Source organism: Mycobacterium sp. TY815 (genome assembly GCF_030755135.1).
Taxonomy (GTDB): domain Bacteria; phylum Actinomycetota; class Actinomycetes; order Mycobacteriales; family Mycobacteriaceae; genus Mycobacterium.
The window spans coordinates 91075-110182 of the sequence record NZ_JAUFRX010000005.1 but is presented as its reverse complement, the minus strand read 5'-3'; the positions used below and the strand labels follow the sequence as shown (position 1 = coordinate 110182).

The window sequence follows — 19108 nt, the reverse complement described above, 5'->3', positions numbered from 1 at the left end:
GAATATCGGTTCGAGAAAAGTGTTGGTGCGCTCGTGAGTTCTGTCGTCATCGCCGGACTGGCCATTGCCGCGGCGCTGGTTGCCGCCTGCCTGATCGGCTGCGTGGTCAACCAGCGCTCCGGCATGCTGCGTGACGCGAAGGCCGGTGCCGAGCAGGACAACTCCGATCTGGGCTTGTCCGAGACCGGTCCGACCGTGCTGCATTTCAGCGCCGACTGGTGTGGGCCGTGTGCCGCGGTGCGCCGCGTGGTCGACCAGGTGTGCGCTGATCTCCCCGACGTTGCCCACATCGAAGTGGACATCGACGCGAACCCGGCGGCCGCCAAGCGCCTCTCGGTGCTGTCGCTGCCCACCACCTTCATTTTCGACGCGCAGGGCCGGCAGCGTTATCGCAGCGCCGGCGTCCCCAAAGCCGCCGACCTGCAGGCGGCGCTGCAACCACTTAGGGTCTGAACTTCAGCGAGAGGAGCAGTTGATGTCATCGGATATCAACCAGGTAGACGTCCGGGGACCACGCTTCGCGGCGTGGGTCACCACCTCCGTGCTGGTGGTGACGCTAGTGGTGTCGGTAGTCAGCTACCGCGCCGCGGCCGTGATCCTGGCCGCTCAGGCCGTGGTCTTCGCGATCAGCGCCGTGCGAGGGCCCCGCAACAGTCCGTACGGGTTGCTGTTCGCCAAGCTGGTGGCTCCGCGGCTGAGCCCGGTCAGCGAGCGCGAGCCGGTGGCGCCGCTGAAGTTCGCCCAGCTGGTCGGGCTGATCTTCGCCGTGGTCGGGGTGTTCGGTTTCGCCGCCGGGCTGCAACTCGTCGGCGCGGTCGCGACCGCTTTCGCCCTGTTCGCCGCCTTCCTCAACGCCGCCTTCGGCATCTGCCTGGGCTGCCAGATGTACCCGCTGGTCGCCCGATTCCGGCGGGCTCCCGCAGCCTGACGGCGCGAATCTCGCAGCGCGAGCACCACAACGGGTTTCGCAAGGGTAAAACCTCTTGCGAGCCAAACACATTGAACGTAGCCGCCGCGTGGGCCCGATGCCTTATGGTGGAATGATGCCGGGGGCCCACCTACCGCTCTGTTGTCTGCCGATCACCTGACGCAATTCAGCGAAACGTCTAACACGTTGCACCGCAACGTATTCGCTGACTCCATCAACGACAGGACATCGAGACATGAGCGAAGCTCTCCCAGACCAGCTTCAGACCACGCGGGTGATCGACACGGCCGTGGGCATCCTAGTGGGCTGGCGCCGCTGCAGCACCCAATCGGCGTTCCGCGAGCTCCTGAGCGCCAGCGAGCGCCAGCAGGTGCCGCTGTTCGCGATGGCCGGGGCACTGGTCAATCTGGCCGGCCGGCACGCCAACGCCCAGACCGCCGGGGTGGCTGCAGAGCGGGGCGCCCAGCGCGAGTGGGGCGAGGAATTTCTGACGGAAGCCGGCGCCGCTGCCAAGCAGCGACCGGTCAACAGGTGGCTGTGAAGCCACGCCGGCTCCCCCGGAAGGACTCGAACCTTCAACCCTTCGGTTAACAGCCGAATGCTCTGCCAGTTGAGCTACAGGGGACTATCAGTCCAGCGAACGCTGGTGCTGACCGCGGGACGACTCTAGCGTACTGGTTGCGCCCGCAGTCAACCGGCACCAGCTGAGCCGTTTCGGGCCCGGAGCCCGGATCGGGCACGCCACTTTCCGGATGGATAGGGCAGGATGGAACGAACGCACTTCTTCTCGGAGGGATCGCTTTGATCGGGTATGTCGCCGTGTTGGGCGTGGGCTACGTGCTGGGCACCAAGGCCGGGCGCCGCCGCTATGAACAGATCGTCGGCACCTACCGCGCGCTCACCGGCAGCCCCGTCGCCAGATCGATGATCGAAGGAGGCCGTCGCAAGATCGCGAACCGGATCTCCCCCGACACGGGCTTTGTGACGCTGACCGAGATCGACAGCCAGACCGCAGTCGTCGAACGCCAAGTGGGCGACCTGGACGTCGATGCGGTCCAGCCGCCGGTGCGGGCCTCGCGCTGAGCCTCAGGCAGTGAGGTCGTTGCCGCTGGCCTGTTCCAGCAGGCTGCGCCGGTAGGCCTCCATCGCGACCAGGTCGCCGAACAACGCGTGGTACTCGTCGCCCTGCTCGATCGGCGACATGCGCTGCAGCTTGGACTTGACCTCGGCGATCTGGCGGCCCATCCACACCTCCTGCAGCCGCGCCAGCACCCCGGAGATATACCGCGGCAGCTGCTCGTCCTCGGCCCGGATCACCTCGACACCCAGCTCGCTCACCAGACCCGCGGTGAGCGCCGAGTTCGTGTGCTGGCGGACGATGTCCAGCCATTGCGCACCGCTGACCCCGGCCGACGTGCCGCCGGCGGCCTCGATGGCCGCCCGCACGGCCGCATAGCCGGGGTGGGTGAAGCTCTCGACCGTCAGGGTGTCGAACACGGGCCCGGCCAGGGCCGGGAACTGCAGAGCCGATTTGAGGGCCTCACGCTGCGGCCACAGCGTCGGGTCACGCGGGTCGGGGCGGGCGGCGGCGGCCGCTGCGGCGACGGCCTCAGGCGCGGCCTGAGCGGGCTGCTGCGCGCCGCGCCGCGGTGTCCTGCCGCCGGAAACCTGCTGCCCGGCGCCCGCCGTCTTCTTCGCCTGGCTGCGCACCCGGTCGACAACCTGCGCGACGTCATCCCAGCCGACCCAGCCGGCCAGCTGACGGGCGTACTCGTCGCGCAGGGTCGAGTCCTTGATCTGACTCACCATCGGCACGCACCGGCGCAAGGCGGCCACCCGGCCCTCGGCGCTGTCCAGGTCGAGTTCCCCGAGCGCGGTGCGAATCGCGAACTCGAACAACGGCGTTCGCCGGGCCACCAGGTCGCGCAGCGCGCCGTCGCCGGACTTCAGGCGCAGGTCGCACGGATCCATCCCGTCGGGCGCCACGGCCACGAACGACTGGCCGGCCAGGTTCTGCTCACCGTCGAATGCCTTGAGCGCGGCAGCCTTGCCCGCTTCGTCGCCGTCGAAAACGTAGATCAGCTCGCCGCGGAAGAAACTGTCGTCCATCATCAACCGGCGCAGCATCGCCAGGTGGTCTTCGCCGAACGCGGTACCGCACGATGCCACCGCGGTGGTCACCCCGGCCATGTGCATCGCCATCACGTCGGTGTAACCCTCGACGACCACCGCCTGGTGGCCCTTGGCGATGTCGCGTTTGGCCAGGTCGATCCCGAACATCACTTGCGACTTCTTGTAGAGCAGCGTCTCGGGGGTGTTGACGTACTTGGCTTCCATCGGGTCGTCGTCGAACAGCCGCCGCGCCCCGAACCCGATCACCTCACCCGACGAGGTGCGGATGGGCCACAGCAGCCGCCGGTGGAAGCGGTCCATCGGGCCCCGGCGGCCCTGCCGGGAAAGGCCGGCGGCTTCCAGTTCTTTGAACTCAAAACCCTTGCGCTGCAGGTGTTTTGTCAGGGTCTCCCAACCCGACGGCGCGAAGCCGCAGCCGAACCGGCGGGCGGCCTCGGCGTCGAAGCTGCGATCGGTCAGATACTTGCGGGCCGGTGCGGCCTCGTCGGACTGCAGCGCCTGCGCGTAGAACTCGGCGGCGGCCGCGTTGGCTGCGATCAGCCGGCTGCGGCTGCCCCGGTCGCGCTGCACGCTGGTGGCCGATCCGGTGTAGCTGATGGTGTGCCCGATCCGGTCGGCCAGCAGTTCGACCGCCTCCACGAAGCTCACATGTTCGATCTTCTGGATGAAGGCGTACACGTCGCCGCCTTCGCCGCAGCCGAAGCAGTGGAAGTGGCCGTGATTGGGCCGGACGTGGAACGAGGGTGACTTCTCGTTGTGAAAAGGGCACAGGCCCTTCATCGAGTCGGCACCGGCACGGCGCAACTGGACGTAGTCACCGACGACGTCTTCGATCCGGGCGCCCTCCCGGATGGCGGCGATGTCGCGATCGGAGATCCTCGACCGGCCCCCGCCACGGCCCGCATCCCTTGCACCCGCCGGACTCGACACGGGCTCAGTCTAGGCCGTGAACCCGCCGAGTTGGCCGGCGTCGATCCGTTCCAGCCGCCCCTCGGTGTAGGACGCGATCTGGTCGACGACGACCCGCAGCCGCGCACCGTCGTCGGTGGCGGCGTTGAACGCCGCCGCGAACACCGGATCGAGGGTGTGCGGGGCGCCGGCGTGCAGCCAGTGCGCCACGCGGTGGATGCGTTCGCGCTGTTCAGCTTGTGTTTCGAGGTGCCGCGGGTCCGACATGATGAACTGCAGTGCCAGGATCTTCAGCAGCGCCACCTCGGCGCGCACCATGTCCGGCACTTGCAGATCGGCCTGGTAGCGGACCAACGGCCCCGGGCCGGATGCCGCGCGAGTGGTGGCGATTGCGGCGGTGGCGAACCGGCCGACCAGCTCGCTGGTCAACCGTTTGAGCGCGACGGCGGCCGTCAGCGTCGCGTCGTACTTACCGACCGAGGCAACCACCGGCAGTCCCGACAGCCGTTGCGCCGCCTGAACGAGATCGTCGGCCTTGAGCCGCGGGAACTCGCTCTCCCCCAGCTTGGCCAGCGCGGCCGCCTCGTTCTCGTCGGCCAGCACGCGCAGGTCGATCCGCTCGGACACGACCCCGTCTTCGACGTCGTGCACCGAGTAGGCGACATCGTCGGCCCAATCCATCACCTGCGCCTCCAGGCAGGTCCGACGCGCGGGGGCACCGTGACGCACCCAGTCGGCGGCCGCGCGGTCGTCGTCGTAGAAACCGAACTTGCGCTCGCCTTCGGTCCGCGGCCACGGATACTTGGTCACCGCATCCAGGGCCGCGCGCGTCAGGTTCAAGCCGGCGCTGCGTCCTTGTGCGTCAAGCACTTTGGGCTCAAGGCTGGTGAGGATGCGGAAGTTCTGCGCATTGCCCTCGAAACCACCGTAGGCGGCGGCGACTTCGTTGAGCGCCCGCTCGCCGTTGTGCCCGTACGGCGGGTGACCGATGTCGTGGGCCAGGCCCGCCAGTTCGACCAGGTCCAGATCGCAACCCAGCGGGATCGCCATGCCGCGCCCGATCTGGGCTACCTCCAGGGAGTGGGTGAGCCGGGTGCGCGGAGTGTCGCCCTCGCGGGGCCCGACGACCTGAGTTTTGTCGGCCAGCCGGCGCAGCGCCGCGCTGTGCAGCACCCGCGCCCGGTCACGCGCGAAGTCGGTGCGGTGTTGACCTTCGGTACCCGGCAGACCCGCGGTTTTCGGCGCTTCGAGTACCCGCCGCGCGCGGTCGAATTCGTCGTAGGGGTCGTGCTGATCGGTGCTCACCGACCCACAGTCTGCCAGGGCGAACCCGGCCGGGTGTGTCCCGCGCCGCCCGCCCGTGTCGGCGGCGGTTAGAGCACCTGGTTGTGGGTATCAACTCGATCACTGGGTCGGATCCAGGCTGGGCGAAAGCCGACGCAGGTGGCGACAGGAGTTACATACGTACACGAGCAAAAGACGCTGGATGCGACGGCTGGCCACGGCCGGCATCGCAGCCGCAGCACTACCAGGGCTACTGGGCATCACCGGCAACGAACCGGCCGCCCGGGCCGCCGCGCCCGAATTCCTGCAGGTCCCGTCGGCGGCGATGGGTCGGGACATCACCGTCGAGTTCCAGCAGGGCGGGGCGCCGGCGGTCTACCTTCTGGACGGCTTACGTGCGCGCGACGACCGCAACGGCTGGGACATCGAAACGAACGCGTTCGACGAGTACCTGGGATCGGGCATGTCGGTGGTCATGCCGGTCGGCGGTCGATCCAGCTTCTACGCCGACTGGTACGGGTCGGCCAATGGCGCGACCTACAAGTGGGAGACATTCCTGACCAGTGAGCTGCCCGGCTACCTGGCGGGCAAGGGCGTCCGCTCGACCCGCAACGCGGTGGTCGGTGTGTCGATGTCGGGGTCCTCGGCGCTGATCCTGGCCGCCTACCATCCCGGGCAGTTCGCCTACGCCAGCGCGCTGTCGGCCTACCTGACCCCGTCCAGCGGCAACGGGCCCACCCTGATCAAGCTGGCAATGAACGACGAAGGCGGCTACAACCCCGAGGACATGTGGGGACCGTCCGGTGGTCCGGGCTGGCAGCGCCACGATCCCACCGTGCAGGCCGGCAGGCTGGCCGGCAACAACACGCGGCTGTGGATCTACAGCGGCAACGGCACCCCGTCGGAGTTGGGCGGCGGAGGCGGCAGCTTGCCGGGCCAGATCATCGAGCAGGTGGTGCTGCAGAGCAACGTCGACTTCAAGAACGCCTACAACGCGGCCGGCGGCCACAATGCGACGTTCAACATCGACGGCAGCGGCCAGCACGGCTGGGGTTACTGGAATGCGCAGTTGGTGGCCATGAAGGGCGACATGCAGCGCACCCTGGGTGCCGGCGGCGGCGGACCGGCCTGACGGTCTTCCACACCGCGGTCACCGCACCGCGCTTCCCCGACGTTTAATTAGCGGTATGCGCATTGCTCGCCTGATCGGCGTGTTCCTGACGATGGTGACGGTCGCGCTCAGCGGGGGAACGCTGTTGGCGCCCCCCGCTGTGGCGCAACCCCCGCTGCGGTTGGCGGACTACCTCACCGACAACGCGGGAGTGCTCGGCGATTCCGATCGCGCCGCCGTCACCGCGGCCGTGGACAAGCTCTACGCCAGTCGGCACATCCGCCTCTGGGTGGTCTATGTCGACAACTTCTCCGGGGCAAGCGCGGAGAACTGGGGTCAGCGCACCTTCCGGACCAGCGAGCTGGGCAACTACGACGCGCTGCTGGCGGTGTCCACCGGCGGGCGGGCGTACTCATTTCTGGTGCCCAACGGGATGCAGGGCGTCACCCCGAGTCAGGTAGACAGCCTGCGGCACAACCAGATCGAACCCGCGCTGCGCAATGCCCAGTGGAGCGCCGCGGCCATCGCCGCGGCACAGGGACTCGATCAGACGCCGAGCTCGACCGGCCGCTATCTGCTGCTGGGGGCGCTGGGCCTCATCGTCCTGGCCGTGGTGATCCTGCTGCTGGTGATGCGCCGTCGCGCACGCCGCCGGCGCGCCAACGCCGTCGCCGCCGCCCGGCGGGTCGACCCCACGGACGCGACGGCGCTGGCCGCGGTCCCGCTGGACATCCTCGACGACTTGTCCCGAAGCAAGGTTGTGGAGGTCGACAACGCGGTGCGCACCAGCTCCAACGAGCTCGCGCTGGCGATCGAGGAATTCGGGGAGGAACGGACCGATGCCTTCACCCAGGCCGTGAACAAAGCGAAAGCCGCCCTGGCGCAGGCCTTCACGGTGCGCCAGCAACTCGACGACAGCATGCCCGAGACACCGGCGCAGCGCCGCGAACTGCTCACCCGGGTGATCGTGTCGGCGGCAAATGCCGACCGCGAACTGGAATCACAGACCGAGGCGTTCGAGCAGCTGCGCGATCTGGTGATCAACGCCCCGTCCCGGCTCGATGCGCTGACCCAGCAGTTCGTCGAACTCACCGCCCGGATCGACCCTGCGGAACGACACCTGGCCCAGCTGCACAACGAATTCGGTGCTACCGCTTTGACGTCCGTCTCGGCGAACGTGAGCACCGCCCGAGAGCGGCTGGAGTTCGCCGACCGCAACATCGGCGCCGCCCGTGAGTTGGCCGGCCAGGCCGTCGCCGGGCAGCAGAGTCGCCTGGTGGACGCGGTCCGCGCCGCCGAATCCGCTCTGGGGCAGGCACGCTCGCTACTCGACGCGGTCGACAGCGCAGCCGACGACATCCAGCACGCCGTGGCGAACCTGCCGTCGGTCCTGACGGACATCCAGGCAGCCATCAAGCGCGCCAACGAGCAGCTACAGAAGACTCAGAGCAACCAATCGGCGCACACCGGTGAGCTGATAGCCGCACGCGACGCCGCCGCGCGTGCTCTGGACAGCTCGGGCGGCGGCCGCAGCGCCGCCGATCCGCTGGGCGCATTCGCCCGGTTGTCCAAGGCCGACGCGGAGCTCAACCAGATGCTGACCACTGTCGCGCAGGAGCAGGCGAACGCCGAACGGCTGAGACGGTCCTTGGAGCAGGCGCTGTTCACCGCCGAGTCGAGGGTCCATGCGGTATCGGAGTACATCGACACCCGCCGCGGCAGTATCGGGCCGGAAGCCCGGACCCGGCTGGCCGAGGCCAAACGGCAGCTCGAGGCCGCTCAAGCCCGGAAGTCGAACAATCTGCCCGAAGCCATCGCATACGCCAACGGCGCTTCGACGCTGGCCGCGCAGGCTCAGTCACTGGCCAATGCCGACGTCCAGGCGGCGCAGCGCGCCTATGCCCATCGCGGCGACGGCGACACCGGCGCCATGCTCGGCGGCATCATCATCGGCGACCTGCTCAGCGGCGGCCTGCGAGGTGGCTTCGGCGGCTGGAGCCCGACATCGTTCGGCGGGTCGTCGGGTTCGTCGGGTGGATCATCCGGCGGCGGCTTCATGGGTGGCGGCGGGCGGTTCTGAGCCCGCACCCCGAGACGGTAGGCCCGCACCCTGAGCACAAAAAAACTGCGCACGCCCACCGCAGGGTAGGCGTGCGCAGTCTTGTTCAGTTCAAGTGGCCCGCGACAGGCGCACCGGCGTACCGATGCGCCGCCGCGAACCGAGAACTTCTCTCAGGCCCAGCTGGACCCGACGGCGCTGTCGGTCTGCGCCATGTTGCTGCCGGCGCTCTGGACCTTCTGGCCGTGAGCGTTGGCCTGCTCGTAGATCACCTGGAAGTTACGGCCCAACTGGGCGATGAACTCCTGGCAAGCCACCGAACCGGCGCCGCCCCAGAAGTCACCGGCAGCCAGCACATCGCGAACGATGGCCTGGTGCTCGGCCTCCAAGTTGGCGGCCTGGGCGCGGATCAGCGCGCCATGCGCGTCGACGTCACCGAACTGGTAGTTAATGGTCATTGAACTGGTCTCCTTAGTTTGTGAAAGTTTTTAAGCTGCAGCGGCTTTCGCCGCTATCTGGCTAGCTGCTGAGGATCTGCTGCGAAGCCTGCTCTTGCTGCTCGTAGTTGTTGGCGTCGCGGACGAGTCCGTCACGCACTCCGTGCAGCATGTTCACAATGTTGCGGAAGGCCTGGTTCATCTGGCCCATCGTGTCCAGCGAGGTCGCCTGAGCCATACCGCTCCAGCCGGCGCCGGCGATGTTCTGCGAGGACGCCCACATGCGACGGGCCTCGTCCTCAACGGTCTGGGCGTGCACTTCGAAGCGGCCCGCCATGTCCCGCATAGCGTGCGGGTCGGTCATAAAGCGTGTTGCCATCTTGGCTATCTCCTTTGGGTTCGTGGATGTGTTGCTAGAAACTCAACCAGTTTGATTGATGTGATCACCGGGCCCGGACTTTCCGGATCCGCTAATCACCCGTAAACATCGACAGTCTTTCCCTTTCTCTCATCCGGCTGCCGGCGAATGCGGGACCACGCTACTTCCGCGTGGCATCTCGAAACGAGGTTCAGCGTTCTCCGCTTCCCACTGTTTCCACTCCGCCCATTCATCCCACTCGTCGTTGGCCGGTTCGATCGGTTCCGGATCGACCGCACCTGGCACCGCGACGACGTCCTCGACACCTGATTCAGACTCCTTCGACCAGTGGTCGTAGTCGTCTGGTGGAACTGCCGTGCCCCAGCTGAGCGGAACGGATAGTCCGCCTAGCATGCCCGACTCGCCCCGTTTCGCCGCCACAGAATCGGGCGGCAAGGGCGGACCAAGAGGCAAAAGCACGCCTGTCCCCTTTCAGTGCCGATCTCAACTTCTTCGTGCTCCATGGTAGATACCCGAGCCCCAGCATCGTAAGACAATCCGGCAACAAAAATCCCCCGAATCCAGGAATTCACCGTCGCTCAGGCGCCGTATCCGCTCTGGTAACGGTTTTCCGCAGGATCCACCCCGAGGTGTGGACACCTGTCAACTTCATATCTGGCTGAGCCGAACACGTGTGCGGCCCGGTTCGGGCCGTCTCCGAGCTCTGCCGGACCGGGCCGAGAGCGCGGATCGGGCACATCGCCGCCGGCGCTCTGACCCAACGGAGCAGGGCCCGATGCCCCCGCTGAGACGGAGCCCCGCGCACCCTCGAAGCGCGCCGCTGCATCGGTGGGACGGTAAGTCACCGGGTGCACCGGGATCAGCCCGGTGCCGACACGGCCCGACGCCGGACGGCGGTATCGCTGCCACGCAGATCGGATCGACAAAGGAAGCCGAAGGAACAATTTAGTCAATGCAGAATTCCTGACCGATCTCTCATTGAAAAGAATTCACGCAACGCCGCCTTTATTGGACGCCGCGCATTGAGCGAGGTCAGCGCCGCCCACGACGGGTTCCGGACACCCTATCCGGCCACGTCACTCTTAGTGCCGCGCCAGAAAACATCCGCGGCGCGGAATATGTCCCCTCACCCGGAAAAACGGCGCTCCGGCACAGGCTCCGCGCTGGTATCAGCCCCGGTACGGATCGGAATGAGCGTCACCTGTCGTCGCGGCCACGGGCCCCGGCGCCTCTGGCCGCGTTCCGGCTCGGCGGCATCGCGGTCGGGTCGGGCTGCTGAGCGTGTTCCTGACGACTCGCGGCATCGGCCACATCTGACCGGCGCGCCACCGCGCTAGACCCCAGCATGCTGAGAAAAGCGCCGCAACGAAAAGCGCGGGCGACGCACCCCCGTACGTCGCCCGCGCCTGAGATCGCCCGGCTTATCCGACGCCGGTCCGCGGGATCACGCTCGGCCGGTTCTGCACCACGTGCGGGCTCGCGCCGCCGCGGCCCATCATGCCGCCGGGCATACCGCCACCTGCACCGGCGCCGCCCATCGGCATCGGCATCATCGGCATACCGCCGCCGGCGCCCATGCCCGCAGCGCCGGCTGCCTGTGCCATCTCCGCGGCGTTGACCCCCAGGCCCGACATCGCCGAGCTGGCCATTCCCTTGGGGACCGAACCCTGCCACGTCGGCGGCACCGACATCGAACCCACCAGCCGCGCGTTACCCAAGCCCGCCGACATGCCGCCACCGAGGCCGGCGCCACCGCCGGCGCCGAGGCCCTTCATCGGGTTGACGTCACCGACGAACTTCGGTGCGTCAACCAGCCCGGCGGCCGTGGACGCACCGGCCAGTCCGGCCGTGCTGGAAGCGGATGTGCCGGCCTGCATCAGCGGGCCGATCAACATGCTGGCCGGCATGGCGCCCATCTGGACGGCCGACATCGCCATATCTACCGGGACCGCTGCAGCAGCGGACTGCACGCCCGCCACTACTCCGGGAGCCGCCGCCATGACTCCTTGCACCGCCGGGCTGACTGCCGCGGACGCCGAGGTGGCCAAGCCGGTGAACTGCGCGCCGACGTTGGCGGCCAAACCGGCCAGATCGACCGGCGGAATGGAGAACGGGGTCAGGCTTTCAGCCACCGCCGTCGCGCCACCGTGGTAGCCGAGCATCGCGGCCACATCCTGCGCCCACATCTCCACGTAATCGAATTCATTGGCGAATATGGCCGGGGTGTTCAACCCGAGGAAGTTCGTCGCGATCAACGTCACCAGCGACACCCGGTTGGCCTCAACCACCGCCGGGTGCACCGTCGCCGTCAAGGCACCCTCAAACGCCGTCGCCGCCGCCCGCGCCTGAGCGGCCGCCGCCGCAGCCTGGGCACCCGCGGTACCCAGCCAATCGACGTATGGCAGCGCCGCAGCCGCCATCGACGCCGACGCCGGACCGGCCCACGGCCCACCGGTCAAACCCGCGATCACCGCATTGAACGACGATGCCGAGGCCGACAGATCCGCCGCGAGACTCTCCCACGCGGCCGCCGCGACGTGCAGCGGAGACGACCCGGCCCCGGCGTAAATCCGCAGCGAGTTGATCTCCGGCGGCAACCAGGCAAAGTCCAAAATCATCGCAACCCCATATCAGCCAGCCGCGCCAACGGCTCCATCACTCCATCATCACTTCTACCCGACCCGCGAGCCTGCCCCTATCGGATCGCAAAACAATCCGATGCAGCAGTCTGGGCTTTCGCCAAACTGGCTACATTTTGGTATTCGCGCGCTGAATCGACTTAGATTCTCGCTCAGTATATTCGGTTTCCGACCGGTCCCGGACGCCAAAAATCGTCCGCCCGGCCGGTGGGTCAGGCCCAGCTGGAACCGACGGCGCTGTCGGTCTGCGCCATGTTGCTGCCGGCGCTCTGGACCTTCTGGCCGTGAGCGTTGGCCTGCTCGTAAATCACCTGGAAATTGCGGCCCAACTGGGCAATGAACTCCTGGCAAGCCACCGAACCGGCGCCGCCCCAGAAGTCACCGGCAGCCAGCACATCGCGAACGATGGCCTGGTGCTCGGCCTCCAAGTTGGCGGCCTGCGCGCGGATCAGCGCACCGTGGGCGTCGACGTCACCGAACTGATAATTGATGGTCATCGGGTGAATCCTTCCCGGCTGCTCAGCATCCACCGAGAAGCCCACATATGAATTTAATTCGAACCCGACAAACTCATGTTTATCCGACGCCGGTCCGCGGAATCACGCTCGGCCGGTTTTGCACCACATGCGGACTGGCACCCCCGCGGCCCATCATGCCGCCAGGCATACCGGCTCCTGCGCCACCACCCATGCCCATCGGCATCGGCATCATTGGCATACCACCCCCGGCCGCCCCGGCCATCGCCGCCGGGTTGGGCATCGCCGCACCCAGGCCGGACATGGCCGAGCTGGCCATTCCCTTGGGGACCGAACCCTGCCAGCTCGGCGGCACGGACATTGCGCCCACCAGGTGCGCTTTGCCCAAGTCCCCCGCCATCCCGGCACCAAGCGCGGCACCACCTAGGCCTTTCGCGGCGGGAGCGATGTCGCCAACGAACTTCGGCACGTCCGCGAGATCGGCGGCAGCCGTTGCGCCGGCCAGTCCAGCCGTGCTGGTGGCAGATTGCCCTGCCTGCATGAGCGGGCCGATCAGCATGCTGGCGGGCATCGCCCCGGCCTGGATGAACGACATCGCCGACTGCACAGGAAACGCCGCCGCAGCCGACTGCACACCTACTGCCAGGCCCGAACCCGCGGCCACGGCGCTCTCCAGCATCGGACTGACAGCAGCCGATGCAGTGGTCGCAAAGCCAGTCACCTGCGTACCAATATTGGCCGCCATACCGGCAAGGTCCAGCGGCGGAACAGAGAACGGGGTCAGGCTCTCGGCCACCGCCGTCGCGCCACCGTGGTAGCCGAGCATCGCCGCCACATCCTGGGCCCACATCTCCACGTAATCGAATTCATTGGCGAATATGGCCGGGGTGTTCAACCCGAGGAAGTTCGTCGCGATCAACGTCAGCAACGAGGTGCGATTGGCCTCGACCACCGCCGGGTGCACCGTCGCCGTCAACGCACCCTCGAACGCCGTCGCCGCCGCCCGCGCCTGAGCGGCCGCCGCAGCAGCCTGCGCACCCGCGGTACCCAGCCAGTCCACGTATGGCAGCGCCGCAGCCGCCATCGACGCCGACGCCGGACCGGCCCACGGCCCACCGGTCAAACCCGCGATCACCGCATTGAACGACGACGCCGAGGCCGACAAGTCGGACGCCAAACCCTCCCATGCCGCAGCCGCGCCGTGCAGCGAAGCCGAGCCCGATCCCGCGAACATCCGCAGCGAGTTGATCTCCGGCGGCAACCACGCAAAGTCCAAAATCATCGCAACCCCAACCCCAGCGAACCGATCCGACCAGTCACGGGCGGCTCGCAACACGAACCAGCCCCTGGGCGGATCGTAAGCCAGATCACAGCAAAAGTCTGTAGTTTCGCCAAAATCACGTCGAAAAATTTGTTAGGGCCGTGCTGACCTGCGCCTCTCCGGACATCTGTCCAGCCGGGTGTCCACCAATTCGACACCGGCACCGCGGAATGCGGGTGCACGGGGACCTGCCGATAAACTCTGAAATGCCATTCCAGAATCCGTCATCTGCGCTTCCCGGAGCATATTCCCGAATTCATCGACAGACCGTTACCAAGATTGCGCGCAGCCGAACTCCTCGTTCCGAACACGGGAAGTCCTGAGCTCGCGTCGCCCGTCACGAGAAGGTCCTTCGCGCTGCTTTGCCGAGGCGTGGATGCCCGGGTGACCCCCGCCCGGGGTCGGGGATGTCGGGTCGCCGCCGATCGCGATGGTGACGTTCGTGCCGACGCAGCACCGGTGACCGAATCCCGCACCCTGCCAACCGGAATTGCCGCTGGCCGCGCGGTCGTCAGCACCGCGGCCGGACTGCAGCGCGATGCCGGGCGATCCCGGCCTGCGCCCAGCCCGGCGTCTGCCTTCAATAGATTCCCGCGCCGCGCAAGCGGTGGTGCACCTCCCGGTGCGGGCGACTTCGGCATTAGAGGAGCCGGTGTTGACGCGGCTCCGGGCCGCTTCAGCAGGAATCGATTAATCCGACGCGAGAAATGACGCCGCACCCGCTCCGATTGGCGCGGCCGCGGCTGGCTCTCAGAAAGGACACCGCCCCGCGCCGCAATACATTCACGAAGAATTGACTCCGGGCGCGAACAGGGAAGAATTCACGCGCGAACGTGATTTCACTGACCCGCAATTTCCCACCGCGGCTTCAGGCGCTCACGAGAACGATGCGGGAGGACTGCGCTAGCTGCCCTTGAGTCGCACAGCCAGGTAGTCGGCCACGTTGTCGATCGTCACGCGCTCCTGCGTCATCGCGTCGCGCTCTCGCACCGTGACCGCGTTGTCTTCGAGCGAGTCGAAATCCAAGGTCACGCAGTAGGGGGTACCGATCTCGTCCTGGCGGCGGTAGCGCCGGCCGATCGCTCCGGCGTCGTCGAAGTCGATGTTCCAGGATTTGCGCAACTCGGCGGCCAGGTCGCGGGCCTTCGGGCTCAGGTCGGCATGCCGGGACAGCGGCAACACCGCCGCCTTGACCGGCGCCAACCGTGGGTCCAGTCGCAGCACCGCACGCTTGTCCACCCCACCCTTGGCGTTGGGCGCCTCGTCCTCGGTGTACGCGTCGATCAGGAACGCCATGAAAGAGCGGGTCAGGCCGGCTGCGGGTTCGATGACATACGGCGTGTAGCGGGTGTCGGTGGCCTGGTCGAAGAACGACAGTTCGGTGCCGGAATGCTTGCTGTGCGTTGACAAGTCGAAGTCCGTACGGTTTGCGACGCCCTCCAGCTCGCCCCACGGGTTGCCCTGGAAACCGAATTTGTACTCGATGTCGACGGTGCGGTCGGAGTAGTGCGACAGCTTCTCTTTGGGGTGCTCGTAGAGTCGCAGGTTCTCCGGATCGATGCCCAGGTCGACGTACCACTGACGGCGGGTGTCGATCCAGTACTGGTGCCACTCCTTGGCAGTGGACGGCTCGACGAAGAACTCCATCTCCATCTGCTCGAACTCGCGGGTCCGGAAAATGAAGTTGCCCGGGGTGATCTCGTTGCGGAAGCTCTTGCCGATCTGCCCGATCCCGAACGGCGGCTTCTTGCGCGCGGTCGTCATGACATTGGCGAAATTGACGAAGATGCCCTGCGCGGTTTCCGGGCGCAGGTAGTGCAGCCCTTCCTCGGTCTCGATCGGCCCCAGGTAGGTCTTGAGCATCATGTTGAATTCGCGGGGCTCGGTCCACTGCCCCTTGGTCCCGCAGTCCGGGCAGACGATCTCCGACATCGGCACCGAATCGGGATCACCGCCCCTTTTGGCGGCATACGCCTCTTGCATGTGGTCCTGGCGATGCCGCTTGTGGCAGTTCAGGCATTCGACCAGCGGGTCGTTGAACACCTCGACGTGACCGGATGCCACCCACACCTCGCGCGGCAGGATGATCGAGGAATCGAGCCCGACGACGTCGTCGCGACCGGTGACGACCGAGCGCCACCATTGCTTCTTGATGTTCTCCTTGAGCTCCACGCCCAGCGGCCCGTAATCCCAGGCCGACTTGGTGCCCCCGTAGATCTCACCCGAGGGGAAGACGAAGCCGCGCCGCTTGGCCAGGTTGACTACGGTTTCGATGACGGACGCCACGAGGGTGTGCGCTCCCTTCGGAGGACTTGGCATAGACGTGCACCACGACCGGTGCCCGCAAATCACCCGTCATGGTAGCGATCGGCGTCCGGTCTTTGACATGCATCATCATGCATGTGACAGTGGAGGGCAGCCGCGGGCTGGTTGTTGACCGACTCCGCCGCAGCAACCCGAATGCCTCGAACCTCCAAAGGTGGTGACTCGACACGGTGACGTCGCCCCGAACGAGTTCCGCCCCTGCCGCCGATGACGAACTGGCCGGTCATCACGAGCACAGCGCTGACGGTGTCGCCTCGCATCCGGCCTACCCGACTCCGCCCCCGCGGGAGATCCTGGACGCCGCCGGCGAGTTGCTGCGCGCGCTGGCCGCGCCGGTGCGGATCGCGATCGTGTTGCAGCTGCGCGAATCCCAGCGCTGTGTGCACGAACTGGTCGACGCGCTGGGTGTCCCGCAGCCGCTGGTGAGTCAGCATCTGAAGATCCTCAAGGCGGCCGGGGTGGTCTCCGGGGAGCGGTCCGGCCGTGAAGTGATGTACCGGCTGGCTGACCACCACCTCGCCCATATCGTGGTCGACGCGGTGGCCCACGCCGGTGAGGACGCACCGTGACGTCCAGTGAAGGAACCACCGTCCGTTCCACCCGCCAGCGAGCGGCCATCTCCACGCTGCTGGAAACGCTCGACGAGTTCCGTTCGGCGCAGGAGCTGCACGACGAGTTGCGTCGTCGCGGCGAGAACATCGGCCTGACCACCGTCTACCGCACGCTGCAGTCGATGGCCGCGGCGGGAATGGTCGACACGCTGCGCACCGACACCGGAGAGTCGGTGTACCGCCGGTGCTCCGAGCATCATCACCACCATCTGGTGTGCCGCAGCTGCGGTTCCACCATCGAAGTGGGCGACCACGAGGTCGAGTCGTGGGCGGCCGAGGTGGCCGCGAAATACGGATACTCCGATGTGAGTCACACCATCGAGATCTTCGGCACCTGTTCAGACTGCCGCTGAACGTTTCCGCGCCGACGGTCAGGCGATGAGTTCGCCGCGTATCCGGGCGCCGGTGTCGAGCACCAGCAGAATCAGGGTGCGCAGCGCGTCGTCGGTGAGGCCGGCGCCGGGAAAGTTGTAGCGCAGCATCACGTCACCGGTTTTCGCGCCACGGGTTCCCTTCTCGGGAGCTTTCTCCAGAAGAGTCAGCGCGCCGAAGTTCACCTCTCGCGCTTCCCTGGCCACCAGGTCGCGGATCTTCTTGGTCAACGGCAAATCCCAGGCCAGCACCTGTGTCAGCGACATCAGGTCGAGGTCGTCGGCGATGCGCACCACCCGCAGAGACGCGAAGGTGCCGTTGTGGCGGACGGTGAGCGCACCGTCGGACTCGACCTCTACGGACAGTATTTCCCCGAGTATCGACGCCAGCCGATCCGGCAGCGCGGCCATCAGGCACTCCCGAAGCGGCGGTTGCGGGACGCGTACTCCTCGCAGGCCGCCCACAGGTCGCGGCGGTCGTAATCCGGCCACAGTTTGTCCTGAAAGACGTACTCGGCGTAGGCCGCCTGCCACAGCATGAAATTGCTGGACCGGTGCTCACCCGACGTCCTCAGAAAGAGGTCCACATCGGGGATGTCGGGTCGCTGCATGTGACGGGAGATCGTCGACTCGTTGACACGATCCGGGTTGAGCCGACCGGCCGCGGCTTCGGCCGCGATTCTTCGGGCGGCCTCCGCGATCTCCGTGCGGCCGCCGTAGTTGACGCAGTAATTGATGGTGATGACGTCGTTGTTCTTGGTCACTTCCTCCGCGACGGCGAGTTCGTTGATGACGCTGCGCCATAACCGTGGTGCGGAGCCGACCCAGCGGATCTTCACGCCCATCTCGTTCAGGATGTCCCGCCGCCGTCGCACCACGTCACGGTTGAAGCCCATGAGGAACTTGACCTCTTCGGGCGACCGCTTCCAATTCTCCGTCGAGAACGCGTAAAGACTGAGCCACTTGATCCCGATTTCGACTGCGCCACAAGCGATGTCGATGACCACCGCTTCGCCCATCTTGTGCCCCTCGGTGCGACGCAGCCCGCGCTGGGTGGCCCAGCGCCCGTTGCCGTCCATCACGATGGCGACATGGTTGGGCAACTGGGCGGCGGGAATGCGGGGTGCGACGGCTTTGGAGGTGTGCTGCGGAGGCCGGCGCGGTCCCCCGCCCGGCGCCGGCGGCAGTTCGGGGAAAACGACGGGCCACGTCGAGGTATCGGGGAAGGTCGGATAGTCCGGTGGGGCGGGGGGAAGTTGCGGGAAGTCGGTGGGATTCCGTCGTTCGGCCTTCTTAGCCACACTCGGCATCCTGCCCGATCAACCCGGCGCGGCGTTCGGCAACCGTGTGATCCACCCGGTAGACCCGCTCCACCAGCGGCAGCGTTTTGAGTTGCCGCTCCAGATGCCATTGCAGATGTGCGGCCACCAGCCCGCTGACATAGCTACGGTGCGACGGCGGTGACTGCTCGGCGGCTTCCCAATCGCCGTCGTGCAATGCCGACATCAGATCCAGCACACCCAGCGGCGGCGTGGTGGCTCCGGCCGGACGACAGTGTGCGCAGACGCTGCCGCCGGCGGCGATGTGGAACGCGCGATGCGGGCCCGGGGTGGCGCAGCGGGCGCACTCGGTCAGGGCCGGCGCCCATCCGGCGGTCCCCATGGCCCGCAGTAGATAGGCATCCAGCAACAGCTCACGGGGGCGGCGCCCGTCTGCGACCGCCCGCAGCGCACTCACCGTGAGCCGGTGCAGCGCCGGCGCGGGCGCCCGCTCCTCTCCGGCCAGCCGTTCGGCGGTTTCCAGCATCGCGCACCCGCAGGTGTAGCGGCCGTAGTCGTTGACGATGTCGGTGGCGAAGGCATCGATCGAGACGACCTGGGTGACGATGTCGAGGTTGCGGCCCGGGTGCAGCTGCGCGTCGATGTGCGCGAACGGCTCCAACCGCGCGCCGAATTTGCTGCGGGTGCGCCGCACACCCTTGGCCACCGCACGGACCAGACCGTGATCACGGGTCAACAGGGTGACGATCCGGTCGGCTTCACCGAGCTTATGCTGCCGCAGCACAACAGCCCGGTCTCGATACAGCCGCATCACAACAGTTTTGCACCCCGCCGCGACATCGCGG

20 protein-coding genes and 1 tRNA gene are annotated in these 19108 nt (G+C 67.1%); 8 read left to right on the top strand and 13 right to left on the bottom strand.

Annotation, left to right across the window (positions count from 1 at the left end; genetic code table 11):
• Positions 1-33: 33 nt before the first annotated feature.
• The 3 genes from QXK92_RS32090 to QXK92_RS32080 all read left to right on the top strand — a co-directional run bounded on the left by QXK92_RS32090 (position 34) and on the right by QXK92_RS32080 (position 1469).
• Positions 34-453, top strand: a complete 420-nt coding sequence (locus tag QXK92_RS32090; protein WP_306248547.1) for a thioredoxin family protein — start codon at positions 34-36, stop codon at positions 451-453.
• Between the two features lie 22 nt (positions 454-475).
• Positions 476-928, top strand: a complete 453-nt coding sequence (locus tag QXK92_RS32085) for a DUF4395 domain-containing protein (protein WP_306248545.1) — start codon at positions 476-478, stop codon at positions 926-928.
• Between the two features lie 235 nt (positions 929-1163).
• On the top strand, positions 1164-1469 hold the full coding sequence (locus QXK92_RS32080; protein WP_306248543.1) for an ANTAR domain-containing protein: 306 nt from the start codon (positions 1164-1166) through the stop codon (positions 1467-1469).
• Positions 1470-1480: 11 nt separating this feature from the next.
• Here the strand turns inward: QXK92_RS32080 and QXK92_RS32075 are convergent.
• A tRNA-Asn gene (locus tag QXK92_RS32075) sits at positions 1481-1553 on the bottom strand.
• Positions 1554-1729: 176 nt separating this feature from the next.
• Between QXK92_RS32075 and QXK92_RS32070 the strand changes: the two genes are divergently transcribed.
• On the top strand, positions 1730-2011 hold the full coding sequence (locus tag QXK92_RS32070; protein ID WP_306248541.1) for a hypothetical protein: 282 nt from the start codon (positions 1730-1732) through the stop codon (positions 2009-2011).
• Positions 2012-2014: 3 nt separating this feature from the next.
• On the opposite strand, the gene dnaG is transcribed toward QXK92_RS32070, so the two are convergent.
• Both dnaG and QXK92_RS32060 read right to left on the bottom strand, forming a co-directional pair.
• Positions 2015-3991 carry a DNA primase gene (dnaG, locus tag QXK92_RS32065; protein WP_306248539.1) on the bottom strand — a complete coding sequence of 659 codons (1977 nt, stop codon included), beginning with the start codon at positions 3989-3991 and terminating at the stop codon, positions 2015-2017.
• A 9-nt stretch (positions 3992-4000) separates the two neighbouring features.
• Positions 4001-5275: a deoxyguanosinetriphosphate triphosphohydrolase gene (locus QXK92_RS32060; RefSeq protein ID WP_306248537.1), complete on the bottom strand. Its 1275-nt coding sequence runs from the start codon at positions 5273-5275 to the stop codon at positions 4001-4003.
• A gap of 181 nt (positions 5276-5456) precedes the next feature.
• On the opposite strand from QXK92_RS32060, the gene QXK92_RS32055 reads away from it, so the two are divergent.
• Positions 5457-6386, top strand: coding sequence for an esterase family protein (locus QXK92_RS32055; RefSeq protein WP_306248536.1), 930 nt, complete (start codon positions 5457-5459; stop codon positions 6384-6386).
• Between the two features lie 55 nt (positions 6387-6441).
• Positions 6442-8445 carry a TPM domain-containing protein gene (locus QXK92_RS32050; RefSeq protein WP_306248534.1) on the top strand — a complete coding sequence of 668 codons (2004 nt, stop codon included), beginning with the start codon at positions 6442-6444 and terminating at the stop codon, positions 8443-8445.
• Between the two features lie 152 nt (positions 8446-8597).
• On the opposite strand, the gene QXK92_RS32045 is transcribed toward QXK92_RS32050, so the two are convergent.
• From QXK92_RS32045 to QXK92_RS32015, 7 genes are all read right to left on the bottom strand, one after another.
• Positions 8598-8882 (bottom strand): WXG100 family type VII secretion target, encoded by a 285-nt coding sequence (locus QXK92_RS32045; protein WP_055579135.1) that lies wholly within the window; start codon positions 8880-8882, stop codon positions 8598-8600.
• Between the two features lie 61 nt (positions 8883-8943).
• The gene (esxJ, locus tag QXK92_RS32040; protein ID WP_306248531.1) at positions 8944-9240 is read right to left on the bottom strand and encodes a type VII secretion system ESX-5 protein EsxJ; all 297 of its coding nucleotides are present in this window, start codon (positions 9238-9240) and stop codon (positions 8944-8946) included.
• Positions 9241-9369: 129 nt separating this feature from the next.
• Positions 9370-9699, bottom strand: coding sequence for a hypothetical protein (locus QXK92_RS32035; protein ID WP_371934244.1), 330 nt, complete (start codon positions 9697-9699; stop codon positions 9370-9372).
• Positions 9700-10661: 962 nt separating this feature from the next.
• On the bottom strand, positions 10662-11858 hold the full coding sequence (locus QXK92_RS32030; RefSeq protein ID WP_306248528.1) for a PPE family protein: 1197 nt from the start codon (positions 11856-11858) through the stop codon (positions 10662-10664).
• A 233-nt stretch (positions 11859-12091) separates the two neighbouring features.
• A complete protein-coding gene (locus tag QXK92_RS32025; RefSeq protein ID WP_055579135.1) occupies positions 12092-12376 on the bottom strand; it encodes a WXG100 family type VII secretion target in 285 nt (94 codons plus the stop codon).
• Between the two features lie 79 nt (positions 12377-12455).
• Positions 12456-13637, bottom strand: a complete 1182-nt coding sequence (locus tag QXK92_RS32020) for a PPE family protein (protein ID WP_306248526.1) — start codon at positions 13635-13637, stop codon at positions 12456-12458.
• A 942-nt stretch (positions 13638-14579) separates the two neighbouring features.
• Positions 14580-15995, bottom strand: a complete 1416-nt coding sequence (locus QXK92_RS32015) for a glycine--tRNA ligase (RefSeq protein ID WP_306248524.1) — start codon at positions 15993-15995, stop codon at positions 14580-14582.
• Positions 15996-16171: 176 nt separating this feature from the next.
• Here QXK92_RS32015 and QXK92_RS32010 point away from each other — a divergent pair, with 176 nt between their 5' ends.
• Complete coding sequence (locus QXK92_RS32010; RefSeq protein WP_306248522.1) at positions 16172-16570, top strand: metalloregulator ArsR/SmtB family transcription factor; 399 nt, start codon at positions 16172-16174, stop codon at positions 16568-16570.
• Positions 16567-16965 carry a Fur family transcriptional regulator gene (locus tag QXK92_RS32005; RefSeq protein WP_306248520.1) on the top strand — a complete coding sequence of 133 codons (399 nt, stop codon included), beginning with the start codon at positions 16567-16569 and terminating at the stop codon, positions 16963-16965. Before QXK92_RS32010 ends, QXK92_RS32005 begins: the two co-directional genes overlap by 4 nt.
• 18 nt (positions 16966-16983) lie before the next feature.
• On the opposite strand, the gene QXK92_RS32000 is transcribed toward QXK92_RS32005, so the two are convergent.
• Genes QXK92_RS32000 through recO form a run of 3 tightly spaced genes read right to left on the bottom strand, consistent with a single transcriptional unit; the run spans position 16984 to position 19074 of the window.
• A complete protein-coding gene (locus QXK92_RS32000; protein ID WP_306248518.1) occupies positions 16984-17394 on the bottom strand; it encodes a hypothetical protein in 411 nt (136 codons plus the stop codon).
• Positions 17394-18293, bottom strand: coding sequence for a decaprenyl diphosphate synthase (locus QXK92_RS31995; RefSeq protein ID WP_371934243.1), 900 nt, complete (start codon positions 18291-18293; stop codon positions 17394-17396). The genes QXK92_RS32000 and QXK92_RS31995 overlap by 1 nt, the downstream gene beginning before the upstream one ends.
• Positions 18277-19074 carry a DNA repair protein RecO gene (recO, locus tag QXK92_RS31990; RefSeq protein WP_306248514.1) on the bottom strand — a complete coding sequence of 266 codons (798 nt, stop codon included), beginning with the start codon at positions 19072-19074 and terminating at the stop codon, positions 18277-18279. Before recO ends, QXK92_RS31995 begins: the two co-directional genes overlap by 17 nt.
• Positions 19075-19108: the final 34 nt, after the last annotated feature.

Coding starts and splice junctions, on each gene's coding strand:
- QXK92_RS32085 (WP_306248545.1), top strand. CDS start 476: ATGTCATCGGATATCAACCAGGTAGACGTCCGGGGACCACGCTTCGCG.
- QXK92_RS32080 (WP_306248543.1), top strand. CDS start 1,164: ATGAGCGAAGCTCTCCCAGACCAGCTTCAGACCACGCGGGTGATCGAC.
- QXK92_RS32055 (WP_306248536.1), top strand. CDS start 5,457: ATGCGACGGCTGGCCACGGCCGGCATCGCAGCCGCAGCACTACCAGGG.
- QXK92_RS32050 (WP_306248534.1), top strand. CDS start 6,442: ATGCGCATTGCTCGCCTGATCGGCGTGTTCCTGACGATGGTGACGGTC.
- QXK92_RS32045 (WP_055579135.1), bottom strand. CDS start 8,882: ATGACCATTAACTACCAGTTCGGTGACGTCGACGCGCATGGCGCGCTG.
- esxJ (WP_306248531.1), bottom strand. CDS start 9,240: ATGGCAACACGCTTTATGACCGACCCGCACGCTATGCGGGACATGGCG.
- QXK92_RS32030 (WP_306248528.1), bottom strand. CDS start 11,858: ATGATTTTGGACTTTGCCTGGTTGCCGCCGGAGATCAACTCGCTGCGG.
- QXK92_RS32025 (WP_055579135.1), bottom strand. CDS start 12,376: ATGACCATCAATTATCAGTTCGGTGACGTCGACGCCCACGGTGCGCTG.
- QXK92_RS32020 (WP_306248526.1), bottom strand. CDS start 13,637: ATGATTTTGGACTTTGCGTGGTTGCCGCCGGAGATCAACTCGCTGCGG.
- QXK92_RS32015 (WP_306248524.1), bottom strand. CDS start 15,995: ATGCCAAGTCCTCCGAAGGGAGCGCACACCCTCGTGGCGTCCGTCATC.
- QXK92_RS32000 (WP_306248518.1), bottom strand. CDS start 17,394: ATGGCCGCGCTGCCGGATCGGCTGGCGTCGATACTCGGGGAAATACTG.
- QXK92_RS31995 (WP_371934243.1), bottom strand. CDS start 18,293: ATGCCGAGTGTGGCTAAGAAGGCCGAACGACGGAATCCCACCGACTTC.
- recO (WP_306248514.1), bottom strand. CDS start 19,074: ATGCGGCTGTATCGAGACCGGGCTGTTGTGCTGCGGCAGCATAAGCTC.